The sequence below is a fragment of the Pedobacter sp. NEAU-ZC8 genome (genome assembly GCF_059278965.1).
Window position 1 is genome coordinate 74912 of the sequence record NZ_JCAJXC010000010.1, and the last position, 13892, is coordinate 88803.

6 protein-coding genes are annotated in these 13892 nt (G+C 46.6%); 2 read left to right on the forward strand and 4 right to left on the reverse strand.

The window, feature by feature from the left end:
* Positions 1–5079, reverse strand: coding sequence for a beta strand repeat-containing protein (locus AC5WJX_RS09695; RefSeq protein WP_494484348.1), 5079 nt, complete (start codon positions 5077–5079; stop codon positions 1–3).
* A 636-nt stretch (positions 5080–5715) separates the two neighbouring features.
* Between AC5WJX_RS09695 and AC5WJX_RS09700 the strand changes: the two genes are divergently transcribed.
* Entirely contained in the window at positions 5716–6369 is a 654-nt protein-coding gene (locus AC5WJX_RS09700; protein WP_494484349.1) for a DUF2490 domain-containing protein, read from the forward strand.
* Between the two features lie 6 nt (positions 6370–6375).
* On the opposite strand, the gene AC5WJX_RS09705 is transcribed toward AC5WJX_RS09700, so the two are convergent.
* On the reverse strand, positions 6376–7923 hold the full coding sequence (locus AC5WJX_RS09705; RefSeq protein ID WP_494484350.1) for a YfcC family protein: 1548 nt from the start codon (positions 7921–7923) through the stop codon (positions 6376–6378).
* 47 nt (positions 7924–7970) lie between these two features.
* Between AC5WJX_RS09705 and AC5WJX_RS09710 the strand changes: the two genes are divergently transcribed.
* Positions 7971–9287, forward strand: coding sequence for an alpha/beta hydrolase (locus AC5WJX_RS09710; protein WP_494484351.1), 1317 nt, complete (start codon positions 7971–7973; stop codon positions 9285–9287).
* Here AC5WJX_RS09710 and AC5WJX_RS09715 read toward each other — a convergent pair whose 3' ends face one another.
* Complete coding sequence (locus tag AC5WJX_RS09715) at positions 9288–10706, reverse strand: efflux transporter outer membrane subunit (RefSeq protein ID WP_494484352.1); 1419 nt, start codon at positions 10704–10706, stop codon at positions 9288–9290.
* A 31-nt stretch (positions 10707–10737) separates the two neighbouring features.
* A complete protein-coding gene (locus AC5WJX_RS09720) occupies positions 10738–13890 on the reverse strand; it encodes an efflux RND transporter permease subunit (protein ID WP_494484353.1) in 3153 nt (1050 codons plus the stop codon).
* Positions 13891–13892: the final 2 nt, after the last annotated feature.

Here is a 13892-nt window from a genome sequence, read left to right on the forward strand (position 1 = left end):
CTAAGGTCTTATCGTGATATAAAATCCATTAGTTCCAGAATGATTACCCAAACTATTTGTTTGAAGTGAGATGGTTCCGTTCGAGTATCCCGTCACGTTGAGCAAGAAATTGGTTGTTGCAGGGCTCTGAATATTATTAATTACTGGGTTTAAAACATTCATATCTACAATCTTGACCTCTGGAACAACAACGTCGTCTATACTATTATTCCATTTCTTATTTGCGTCAATGATTTTGATGTCTAAAAAGTTTTGGCTTCCCAAAGCTGCATAACTGGTTGATGCTTTGAAGTAGTTAAGTTCAACGCCAAGAGGGATATTTACAGTTAAAGTATGACCATCAGAAATGGAAGCAGTTACACCAGGACCTGTTGCCCTTACAAAAAAGCTTTTATTGCCTCCAGGGTGATAGCCCATGAGCGCTCCCCCACCTCCTCCTCCAGCAGCGGGAGCTGGGGTAACCCAGGCAGCTTCGGTACCCGCAGCATTCACGGTTAAGACCTTATTAGCGTCTGCAGTAGTGAATTCACCAATCTTATTCAGTTTTACCTTATCTGTTGACGACATCAAACCTGCCACGGTGCTTGTTGCACCAGGGATAACCGCAGCAGCACCAGTACTCGAAGTTATTGTACCCTGTGCAGCAGCTCCTGTATATCCTAGATCAGTAGCAGTACCGCCTCCCCCGCCTCCGGCGGTTCCGTTAGAAGCTGAGGTAATTCTACCAGTAGCATCTACCGTAATGTTTGCAGCACTATAGGTGCCTGGAGTGACCGCAGTGTTCGATAATGCAATCGCGGTGTTACTCGACCCACTCGTTACGGTGATACCATTACTTCCTGTAATTGGCTGACCAGGAATTGTAATGTTAGCAGAACCGTCGAATGCTACGCCGTTGATTGTTCTTGCTGTTGCGAGCTTGGTTGCAGAAGTTGCGTTCCCAGCCAGAGTACCCGTAATGGTCCCAGCAGAGAAATTACCCGAAGCGTCTCTCTTCACCAAAGTATTTGCTGTATTAGCGCTCGTACCGCTATTTGCTGTTGCAATTCCCGTGGCGATATTTGCCGCGGTCACCCCACCCACCGAGTTCACGACAGGTAAATCCGCGGTACCGCCTAAGTCACCTGCAAGCTTTAAAATTCCTCTAGCTGTTGTTGTTGCTAATGGTGCGCCCTGCGTTACCGTAGCATCTACATATGTTTTCACCGCTTTTGCAGTTGGATATTTATCGTCTGATGCTGCGTCGATTGCAATATCTTTGGTTTTATTGGTCTTATCTTCTTTACCAGCCAATGCCGTGGTAGTAGCTGTACTAAGCGGCTTTGCAGCATCGCTGGTGTTATCTACATTCCCTAAACCAATGTCTGCCCTTACTTGTGTAGGACTGCGTTGTTCTAAAGTAGTGGCGGAAGCTGCGCGCAGGTAGTTCAACGGTGTATAGCTGTTTAAACCAGTTCCACCATTTGCAGGACTAATCGTTCCGCTGATCGAGGTTGCTGTAGAGGCATTACCGATCAGATTTCCAACGATATTACCTGCGGCATCCCTTTTAACGATCGTGTTTGGCGTACTTGCTGTTGTCGCTTCATTTGCGAGCTTTGCTCCCGCGCTAATCTGTGCTGCTGGTAATCCCCCGACTGTAATCACCGTTGGTGCAGCGGCTGTACCGCCAAGGTCATTTGCAAGTTGTACAAGACCTTTATTCGCGGTTGTCGCATCTGGTGCTCCGGAAGATGTCAGATTGTCCACATAAGACTTAATGGCTTTTACGGTTGGATATTTTAAATCCGAATTTGCGTCGGCAGAAACATTTGTACTCTTATTGGCTTTGTCTTCTTTCAAGGCTAATGCTGCTGCTGTCAACGTACTTACCGGTTTGTTTGCATCAGAAGTATTGTCAACATTCGACAGTTGCAAGTCGGTTTTGGTAAGCGAAACTATACCTGTCTGCCCATTTACGGATTGGACACCACTTCCAGGAGTTAAAATTTCCTTCCAATTATTGAGATCTGAACCCGGGGTAGCTGCTAACACATAACTTCTATTCTCATCTGATCTGATAACCGTACTTCCAACCTGCGGGTTTGCTAAGGCAAGCATAGCTGCCTGACTGTTCACCACGTTAACTGATGCGAAGGATATCGCAGGGATCTGATTGGATGGAATTTTACCATTGGCATCCAGGGTCGCTACACCGTTAATAGCCGCTTTTTCGCTCTTGCTGATTTTGTCGTTTAACGCAGTTTGGGTAGCTGTACTAACCGGCTTATCTAAATCGCTCGTGTTACTAACGTTGTTTAGACCCAAATCTTCCTTCACCTGGGCTGGGGTTCTTTGTTGCAAATTGTTCGCATTTAATGCGGTTAAAAAGCTGCCAGCTGTATATTTATCTATTCCCGTTCCGCCCTTACTCACCGGTAGTACTGTAATGAGGTTTTCTTTCAAAAGTAAACCAGGTACCGTTGGTGCTGACGCGATTCCACCCAGGTCTCCTGCAAGCTGTATCTTACCCAAGATGGTTGCTGTTGCATCTGGAACACCCCCAGCAGCAATTACGGCGGTTCTTACTTTTTCATCGACATAAGTTTTTGTAGCTTTTTCAGTTGGGAATTTCTCATCAGAATTGGTGGTGAATGTCCCGTCAGTACTTTTATTGATTTTGTCTTCTTTCTTATCTAAAGCATTTTGTGTAAGCGTACTAATTGGCTTATCTAAATCACTGGTGTTATTTACAAGGTTTAGCCCAAGGTCCTGTTTAACTTCAGTCGGAGTAATTTGCTGCAATGTAGATTCCGTAGCTGCTTTAATGAAGTTTCCAGGGGTATAAGACGTGATACCCGTTCCTCCGTTTGGAACCATCACCGTTCCGGTTACAGTTCCCGCAGTGGTGGCCGTTGTTGCATTTCCAAGCAAGTCACCGGTAACTTTGTTAACAGCAATATTACCGCTGCCATCTCTCTTTACGATTGTTCCTAAAATGTTATCTGATTCGACCGTCACGCCACCAACCGTTAACACCACGGGAAGGTCTGCTGTACCGCCTAAATCGCCTGACAACTTAATCTTACCTTTTGAGCTGGTTGTTGCATCCTCCACACCATTTTGTAAATCGATGTATGTTTTTACTGCCTTTACAGAAGGATATTTCTCATCCGAATTAGCATCTGCAACCAGATTGATACTTTTATTCGCTTTATCTTCTTTTGAGTTCAGCGCAGTCTGCGTCGCTGCACTTACAGGTTTCATAGCGTCGCTGGTATTATCAACGTTGCCTAAACCCAAATTAAGCCTGGCGTCTTCCGCATTGTTCGCACCAGTACCGCCGTTAGCAACCCCGATCACTCCAGTTACACCCCCGGGTCCGCCGCCGGACGCACCGTTTGTAGCTGCAGTAATTCTACCCGTAGCATCAACTGTAATATTTGCTGAGGTATATGTCCCAGGTTGAACACTAGTATTTGCTAAACCTAGTGGGCTTCCTGTTGTTCCTGAACCCGTAAGGGTTGCGTCATGAGCTACTACTCCGGAGCCAGTTCCAGTGCCTGTTCCTAAAAGCCCTTTAAGATCTACCTTACTGTTCCTTGGTCCTGAAATGGATAGGATACCGTCTGCCAGGCTTAATGATTGATTAAGATCTGCAAGACTTACTAGATTACTGCCCAGAATGGATAGGTTATAATTTGCATCGAAGCTTAATTTTGGAAGTTCAGCACTTCCGCCACCTACACCAAGAAGCTTATCATCTACATATTTTTTAGTCGCCGCATCTTGGTTGTTCGTAGGATCTTTAAGGTTTGTAATTTTATTTCCCGCCATTGCAATGTTTGCAACTGGCTTTCCAAAACCACTAAGTGGAATTGCTGTCTTATTTAAATCTGAATCTGTAATCGTTCCATCAGCAATCTTCGCTGAAGTAACTGCATTGTTCGCGATTAGAGGTGCGCTTGCTGTACCACTGAGATCCCCGGCAAGCATAACCTTACCTTTTTCGGATGTTGTCGCATCAGGAACAGTTTTCGCCTGTAGCGCATCGATAGCAGCTTGTGTAGCCTTACTTACCGGTTTTTCTAAATCGCTTGTGTTATTAACATTCCCTATACCAAGGTTTATCCTGGCGGTTTCAGCATTGTTTGCACCAGTACCCCCGTTAGCTAAGGCTACAATTCCGGTCACATTTCCAGCGGTTCCTGTAATATTACCTTTTGCATTCCCAATATCAGGTGTGATTAGCGTTGGTGAATTAGACATCACAACTGCCCCACTACCCGTAGTTGGAGCTGCAGTAAGGGCACCGGCATTACCTGCTAGGATACCTTGCACGGAAGTACCAAGTGATAACACCGGGTTAGTTGTTGGACTTGTGACCGTCCCCAAAAATCCGTTTCCTCCGAGGAATGATAGTGAACTCAGACCTCCAGTTCCATTTCCTGTTCCCAAAAGCCCTTTAAGATCTACCTTACTGTTCCTTGGACCTGAGATAGATAGTATACCGTCTGCAAGGCTTAAAGATTGGTTAAGATCTGCAAGACTTACCATATTACTGCCCAAGATGGATAAGTTATAGTTTGCATCGAAGCTTAACTTTGGAAGTTCAGCACTTCCCCCGGAGGTGCCCGGCGCCCCCTGAGGACCTACTAACAAAACACCCGTTGAAGGCCAGCTTCCCCCGTTTTTCGGTCCGTAAAGCGTGTTATTCGCGGTGTTTAAGTAAAAATCTCCATTATTACCCAAATTCGAAGAAGGGCTAACCGTACCATTAAGTATCGTGTTTACCGTGCCTCCGGTGCCCGTACCAGTCAGATCGGTGCTATTTACAAGCTTTATCCATTGTCCATTGTTGTAGTAATAAAATCCTGGAGAATTAACCACCTGGTAAATCAACAATCCATTTGCCGGACTTGGAATTGCATCTCTTTGACTGATCGAAAGTCTGGGAATTAGTAAACCCTTAGAAGTAGATAAAATTTCGAGCTGTGCACTGGCATCTGGAGCATTTGTGCCAATACCCACTTGAGCTTTGGCTTCAAACATAAACAGCATTGAGATCAGTATGACTAAATGCTTTGGTAAATTATTCATGATTGGTATTCTATAAGTTGTGGTCGGATGAGGCGTAAAAGGATGGGCAATGTCTCATAAGAAGAAACGGCAAACAGTAACTAAAGCGATAATTTTTCTCATATGAGGCATATTTACAAATCTAATCTGTGCCAAATAGAGGTCTATCAAACTGATACAAAGCTATATATTAAAAGACTGATGCAGCCGACCAAAAAGAAAAAAGTACACAATATTTCACATTTTTTCACGTTCCCATCTGATTATCAGGCGGTTTAAATTCGAACGAGGGATTTTAATACCCAAAAGACCTAAGGCAAAATCGCTACGAAGTGGGTATTTACACCACGGTAGATGGAATAAATACGCTATATTTTGATCATGCTTTTGGGTTTAGACATTACAAGCTAAACCATACACTAGCGAATTGATTTCATGAGAATAAAAACGTGTTCTTTTGAAGAAAACGGCGCGACAACTATGGTGATCACTTAAACCTCCATTCTCATTTGATGGATGTTTATGTAAGCTGCTGGTCTTTTTCTCCTTCCAAACCTGCTTTTAGTAGCAGAATTTGGATACCTTAGGGCTATTTTAAACTTAATTCACAACATGATCCATTTCATTATCCGACACGCTGTCCTATTTACAAGTTTAATGCTCTTTGCTAATATTGCCCTTGCCCAGATTGGAAACGGTGGTTGGCTAAACCTCACACACACCCAGAAGCTATCTCCTAAGTTCGACCTGCTTACCGATTTCCAGTTCCGGTCAGCCAATAACTTCGACTATCTGGGTACCCGCCTCCTACGTGGTGCATTCAGTTACAATCTCAATAAACAGCACTCCGTAGCTTTGGGTTATGGCAACATCACCGACTGGGAAATGATCAATGAAGAAAGGATCAGCACACTGGAACACCGCTTATTTCAGCAGTACATCTATAAAAATGTGGTAGAAAGACTTCGCCTGAACTTCCGCATGCGCTTTGAACAACGTTTCCGCGGGCCTGATGCAGATTTTTCGCAACGCCTGCGCCTGCAGTTCGGCGCCGTTATTCCGCTCATTGCGAATGAGCAATTCAGCAAGGGGATGTATTCGCTGCTACAATCAGAAGTGATGTTCAATGTACAGCACAAGGAGCGCATTAACAACAGCTTCTTCGATCAACATAGACCCTTAGTCGCATTGGGATACCGTTTCAACAAGCATGTGGATGCCGAAATGGGTTACATGCGCTTGCAACAGCGTAGAAGAACCGGCGATATCGAACGCGATCTGGTACAGTTCAGAATTCTGACGAACTTCTAAGCTGCGTTAGCTCAGGTTCACACTAACAATGAGGAAAACGATACACAGCAGCAGCAACATCAGCAGCAGCGGACGTATAAACTTCCACCAGGCTTTGGGACTCACATTTACCAGCGCCAGTGATGGCAGCAGCAAGCCTGTTGGTGTAACCATGCCCATGATACCCATGCCGAAAAGATAGCTGTTCACAATCTCGCGACCTGGCACCCCAGCGATCACGGCTAAAGAACCCATAATCGGCATGGTCACAACGGCCATGCCGGAAGTGCTCGCAATAAAAAGCGTGAAGATCATGTAAACAAAAAGCATGATCACGATAAACAAAGACGGCGGCAGTTGATCCACCATGTTGGCAGCGTAGTATAGAATACTGTCGCTGATATTCCCTTCATTCAGCATGATGGTCACGCCCCTCGCGGTTCCGATAATAAAGGCGACAGAAAGCAGTTCCTCGGCACCTTTTATAAAAAGGCTGATGAACTTCTTCTCGCCCATACGGGTGATCACCGCCACCAGAATAGATGAAGCCAGAAACAAGGCCGACATCTCTGGAAGCCACCAGTTGAATAACACCACGCCGGCAATCAACACCAGAAAAGTACTAAGGAATATCAGTAGCAGCAGATTGGTTTTACCACTAGCCTTGCTTTGTTCCTCCTCTTCAACTTTCATCGTTGCAAAGGGGCTCTGCACCAAGCCATCACACTGCAAAACATAGGATGCTTGTGGGTTAAGCTTCACCCGCTGTGCATACCGCACCACATACCAGATGAACAATCCTGTAGAAAAAACGAACATGGCAAGCCTGCCGTAGATCCCGTCGGTCCAGTTGATGCCTGCCGCATTCGAAGCGATGATCGTCGAAAATGGATTGCTGAAAGAAGATAATGTTCCCAGCTGCGTACCTCCAAATAAAACAGCTACCGGAACCAGCAGGTCATAACCTGCAGCTAAAAACAAAGGTACCATGATGGGATAGAACGCGAGTGCTTCCTCCGCCATTCCGAAGGAGGCACCGCCAAAGGAGAACAGAAATCCAAGAATTACGATCAACCAGGCTTCGCGTCCATGCATCCTTGCAGAGAGATTTCGCAGCCCGGCTTCCATTGCGCCCGTGGCGTAAAACACACTGATAAAGCCTCCGGTAACTAAGATGAAAAGTATAATGTCTATGGTATCGTAGATACCTTTTATGGGTGCCGTTAAGATTTCTACGGGGCCTTCCCTGTTCGCCTCAATCCGCTCATAAGTACCAGGTATAGACACTGGCTTACGGATGCTGCCATCTTTGAACTTGTCGAGCGAAATCTTAATCTCCATCGCGTCCAGCGTTTCCTGCGTAAGCGGCAAAGGCTGCTCCCCTTCCGGACTGCTATACGTAAAGCTCGTAGAGCCCTCCTGGTAAGATAGGGTATGATATTTTCCTGCTGGAATTAACCAGGTTGCTGTAGCAGCGATGATGATAACCAACATCAGGATGGTTATCGGTGAAGGGAGTTTTTTGATGGCGGCCATTTGTTGGGCAAAGTTGAAATTAATAATCGTGGAATTCAAATTATGTTAACTTTGGTTAGTTACTAACCATATACCAATAAGCATACATGAAGAAATTAATTTTAATGTTTACCCTCCTGCTGTTTACATTCGCTGCCTTCGCTCAAGGCGTAGTTGCTTTGATGAACCGCTCGGGAGACTTTTTTGATACTTTAACTGCCGGCAAGTTCGACGCTGCAACAACCTTTTTCGACCCTAGCTTGCAGGCACAAGTGAAAGCTGAACACCTGCAAGGGTTGTGGGAAAAGCTAAACGCCCAAATGGGCAAGTACGAATCTGCAGAGATCATTCAGAGTAAAACCGAAGGCGAGTTCTTCGTTGTTGTTGTAGAAGGCAAATTCGAAAAAGATACCCAGCGCTTTGTCCTCGCTTTTAACAAGGCTGAAAAGATGGTCGGCTTCTACCTGCAGCCTAAAGCAGCCGCTACGGCATACACCTTGCCTGCATATGCAGACACTGCAAACATCAAACAAACAGAAGTTAAAATCAAAGGAACTAAGAATGACCTGGTTGGCATGCTTACCACACCTAAAACCGGCAGCAACTTCCCAGTGGTAATCCTGGTGCATGGCTCCGGCCCCGGCGACATGGACCAGAGTGTCGGCGCAGTAAAACCCTTTAAAGATATTGCACTCGGCCTGGCAGCTAAAGGCATTGCCAGCATCCGTTACGTGAAGCGCACTTTGGTTTTTCCACAGGAATATACTGGTGCATTCACCGTAAAAGAAGAAGTAACCAATGATGCCGTTTCCGCGATTAACTTATCTAAGACCATCCCGGAAATTAATAAAAAGCAGATCTATGTCTTCGGCCTAAGCCTTGGTGGTATGCTTGCGCCGCGTATCGCAACGTTGGCACCGGACCTTAAAGGCATCATCCTCGCTGCAGCACCGGCAAGGAAGTTTACAGATCTGATCATCGATCAGAACAAATACATGTTCGGTCTTGCAAATGACACCACGCAAGCCACAAAGGAAAGGTTCGATAAAGGCCTTGCCATGATTGAGACTACCCGACTGAACAAACTGGGCAACATCAAACCTGACTCTCTGATCCTGAGTTTACCAGCATCTTACTGGGTTGATCTGAACACCTATGATCAGGTTGCAACCGCGAAGAAGCTCTCACAGCGGATTATGATCATCCAGGGCGGCATGGACTTCCAAGTGTCTGAAGCAGATTATAAGCTTTGGAGCACTGCTTTAGCTAAAAAATCTAATGTTAATCTGAAGTTCTATCCTGAGCTGAACCACCTGCTGACGCCACAAACCGAGAAAGGTACCGCCGACCAGTACAAGAATCCGGCTAACGTTGCGGAAACCTTCATCAATGATCTGTCAACCTGGATCAAGGCAGGCAAATAATTATTGCCAGCCGCCTCCCAAAGCACGATACAAATCCACAACCGCCTGTAGTTTCTGCAGGCGGTCACTTACACCACTTAGCTCCGCCTGGAGCAGCGCCTGCTCTGAAGTCAGCACATCCGTGTAATTGGTCGCAGAACTATAACGTAACAGCTCTTCGGTGAAAGACACAGACTTTTGCAGGGCTTCAATCTGACGAATTCTGGAAAGCTCCTTTTCTCCTGCCGCCTGATAGGCGTATAAGGCGTTTGAAACTTCCTGCCCTGCATTAAGCAACGCAAATTGGAAATTATTCAATGACTGTGCCTGTATGGACTGGGCGCGGGTTAAGCGCGCTTTGTTCGCCCCTTGTGCAAAGATGGGCTGTGTAAGGCCACCTATGACATTGTAAAAAAGAGAGTTTTTAAAGAAATCCTGCAAGCTGAGGTTTGAGAATCCACCTGAAGCGGTAAGTGTTATGGCGGGATAGAAGAATGATCTTGCCACATTAACATCTTCCAGCGAAGCACGCAAGGCATATTCCGCAGCCTGCACATCAGGCCGGTTCTGCAGCAACTGTGCCGGTAAACCAATGCTGATATTGCTGAAAGGCTGCTGGTCTGAAAGTTTGTTGCGTTTTATCGTCCCAGGCGCCCTGCCAAGCAGCACGGATAGTGCGTTCTCTGTCTGCCGGATATTCAATTTAAGGTCGGGGATGGTCACCTCAGCTGCATAGCGGTTTGCTTCGGCCTGAACAACCGCAGCACCGGTAACTACGGCACCCTCCTTCAGTTCCCGCAGCGTTTCCACACTCTCCATCCGTTTCTTCAGGGTGAGTTCGGTAATCTCAAGCTGTCTATCCAGCGCCACTAACGTATAGTAGGTATTTGCAAGATCAGCAATGAGTTGCGTTTGCACAGCGCGTCTGGCTGCATCGCTCTGCAGGTAGCTATTTAATGCGGCACGTTTTGCGCTGCTTAGTTTTCCCCAGATGTCTGCCTCCCAGGAAGTACTGAGCTGCAGCCTGTGGGTAGTGGTCATGGTCCGGATGTTCACACCATTGCGGAAGTTCAAACTGGCTTCGGAAGTCTTTGTCTCCGTGACGCTCGCATTGGCATCCAGCGTAGGCAATAATGCCAGGCGACGTTGCCGCAGGATCGCTTCCGCCTGAACGATATTCTCGATCGCATTTTTAAGATCCAGATTATTTTGCAAGCCCTCCTGAATGAAACCTTTTAGCACAGGATCATTAAACATGCTTTGCCAGGTTCGTGTCGCCATATTCAAGCTGTCTGTACCCTGCTGATTTCTGTATAGGCCATCCTTGATCAGATCAGGACGCTCATAGGTCTGGCTAACCTTGCAGGCGCTAAATAAGGTAAGCACCGCTGCTGCAGCGAACACTCCTTTTTTATAACCGCGATATCTTATATTATTCATTTCTTCTTTAAACAAAAGCTTCCGTTATGTATTAGGTTGTCCGATCCGTTTCAAGTTCATCTTCTTCTGCATAGTGGTTTTTGGCCGGACCACTGATCCGCTCTTGCAGCGTCTGGAAGATCACGAATAGTACCGGAATGATGAATACACCGAGCACCGTTCCAATGAGCATACCGCCAACTGCACCTGTGCCTATAGACCTGTTACCCACTGCACCTGCTCCACTAGAGAACATCAAGGGCAGTAAACCAAAGATGAAAGCAAAAGAGGTCATTAAGATGGGCCTGAAACGAGCTACAGCACCTTCAATTGCCGATTTCACGATCGGCAAACCATTACGCCTTCTTTCCAAGGCAAATTCTACAATCAAGATACCGTTCTTCGCCAGCAAACCGATCAGCATGATCAAAGAGATCTGCAGATAAATATTGCTGTTCAAACCAAAGATGATCGAGAAGAAATATGCCCCGGCAAGTCCGAATGGCAGGGAAAGAATCACGGCAAAAGGCAGGATATAACTTTCATACTGTCCACTCAACAGGAAGTAAACGAATACCAGACAAAGGATAAATATGAAAACGGTCTGCCCGCCGGAAAGCAGTTCTTCCCGGGTCAAACCGGAGAAATCATAACCATATCCTGTCGGCAGGGTCTCGGCTGCAACCTCCTGAATGGCCTTGATCGCATCACCAGAGCTATAGCCATCATTTGGATTCCCAGTAATACCGATGGAGCTAAAAAGGTTAAAGCGGGAAATAGATTCCGGACCATAAACACGATCCATCCGGATAAACGTGGTGATCGGCGCCATCTGCCCGTTGTTCGTGCGAACAAATATCTTGTTTAAACTCTCCGGGTTGGCGCGGAACTTTGCGTCCGCTTGTACCATAACCCGGTACTGCTTGCCAAACTGGTTATAGTTGGAAGCATATACACCACCAAAATAGCCCTGCATGGTGCTCAGCAAGGAACTCACACTTACCCCCGCCTCCTTGCATTTCTCCAGGTTTACATTCATCATGTACTGAGGAAAGTTCGGGTTAAAAGAAGTAGTGGCAAATTGGATTTCAGGGCGTTTCGTAAGGACCTCCAGGAACTTGTTGTTCACGCCGAAGAACTCTTCCGTGGTATGGGCTGTTTGATCCTGCAGTTGAACTTCAAAGCCGCCACTGCGACCGAATCCGGAGATGGTCGGCGGTGCGACGAAAACGATGGATGCATCCCGGAAGCCGCGGGTTTTCTCCGTCAGATCACTGATCACCTTATCTACACTTCCTTTCCGGTCATCCCAGTGTTTAAGCTTAATAATAACCATACTATAAGCACTACCTGCGCCCGCAAGGTGATTTTGTCCTACAATCCGCAAGGTATTGCGCACTTCAGGTAAGGTATGGGCAATGCTGTCCACCTGATTGGCTACAATGGTGGTTCGTTCCATGGATGATGCCGGAGGCAGACTGATGTGCGCATATAAACTTCCAAGGTCTTCTTTTGGCACAAAAGAGGTCGGCGTAGTCTGCATCATATAATACAATCCTCCGGTAAAAACCAGGATGGAAACTACAGCAATCCACTTTTTAATCGTCAGAAAAAGTACCATACGTTTATACCGGTTGGTCATTCTTGTAAAACCAACATTGAAGGCGGTGTAAAAGCGGTTCAGAAAGTTTTTATGTTTTTCATCTGCGACATGTGGCTTCAGCAGTAACGCACAAAGGGCCGGACTGAGGGTTAACGCGTTAATCGCTGAAAGGATGATCGCCACGGCCAGAGTGATACCGAACTGCTTATAGAAAACTCCGGTAGAGCCGGTAATGAAAGTCACTGGTATGAACACGGCCGACATCACTAGGGTGATGGAGATAATGGCACCTGAAATTTCATCCATCGCATCAATGGTGGCTCTTCTGGCCGACTTATACCCATGGTCCAGCTTTGCATGTACCGCTTCGACAACCACGATCGCATCATCCACCACAATCCCGATAGCAAGGACTAGCGCAAACAGCGTCAACAGGTTGATGGTGAAACCGAAAAGATTGAGGAAGAAGAAGGTGCCGACGATGGCCACAGGCACAGAGATTGCCGGAATCAGCGTGGAACGGAAATCCTGAAGAAAGATAAACACCACAACGAATACCAGGATAAAGGCTTCGACCAGGGTATGTACCACTTTTTCAATAGAGGCATCCAGGTTTTCATTGATGTCCACCAGTGTGGTATATTCCACCCCTGCCGGAAAGTTCTTTGCAGCAGCTTCAATCAACTTCTTAGATTCGTTGATCACATCACGGGCGTTTGAACCCGGCGTCTGACTAACCGCAATCCCCACCGATGGCAAGCCGTTGGTGGTATTACTGGACGTATAATCCAGTGAGCCCAGTTCCACACGGGCGATGTCTTTAAGCCTTAAGAGCTGTCCGTTTGGCGCAGCTTTAACGACAATGTTCTGGAACTCCTGCTCCGTTGTTAATCGTCCTTTGTATTTGATTACATACTGAAATGCCTGTTCACCACTTTCCCCGAATTTACCTGGTGCAGCTTCAATATTTTGCTCTGCAAGCGCAGCTGAAACATCTTCAGGGATCAGCCCATATTGGGCCATCACATCCGGCTTCAGCCAAATGCGCATGGAATAATCCCGCGAACCGAAGGCTCTTGCCTCGCCCACACCGGTAACCCGCTGAATTTGCGGAATGATGTTGATCTTGGCATAGTTCTGCAGAAAGGTCTGGTCGTATGTAGGCACCTTGCTGTAAATGGAGAATACAAGCAGGTTGGTGCTCTGACTCTTGGTTACGGTCACCCCCGCGCGGGTAACCTCCTGCGGAAGTAAACTTGTTGCACGGGAAACCCTGTTCTGCACGTTTACTGCAGCAAGATCGGGATCTGTACCCACCTTAAAAAATATACTGATCGTTGCGGTACCTTCGTTGGTGGCTGAAGACGTCATATACGTCATGTTTTCCACCCCGTTGATCTGCTCTTCCAGGGGAACAACCACGCTCTTCAGCACTACGTCGGCATTTGCCCCCGAATAGCTGGCACTTACCTGCACGGTTGGTGGGGCAATATCCGGATATTGGGAGATGGGTAAAGCGATGAGCCCTAATAAACCAAGAATTACGATGATAACAGATATTACCGTTGATAATACCGGGCGTTCTATGAATTTCTTAAACATTC

Bases quoted from the DNA above. Each gene is read 5' to 3' on its own strand.
- AC5WJX_RS09695 (WP_494484348.1), bottom strand. From the start codon at position 5,079: ATGAATAATTTACCAAAGCATTTAGTCATACTGATCTCAATGCTGTTT.
- AC5WJX_RS09700 (WP_494484349.1), top strand. From the start codon at position 5,716: ATGCTCTTTGCTAATATTGCCCTTGCCCAGATTGGAAACGGTGGTTGG.
- AC5WJX_RS09710 (WP_494484351.1), top strand. From the start codon at position 7,971: ATGAAGAAATTAATTTTAATGTTTACCCTCCTGCTGTTTACATTCGCT.
- AC5WJX_RS09715 (WP_494484352.1), bottom strand. From the start codon at position 10,706: ATGAATAATATAAGATATCGCGGTTATAAAAAAGGAGTGTTCGCTGCA.
- AC5WJX_RS09720 (WP_494484353.1), bottom strand. From the start codon at position 13,890: ATGTTTAAGAAATTCATAGAACGCCCGGTATTATCAACGGTAATATCT.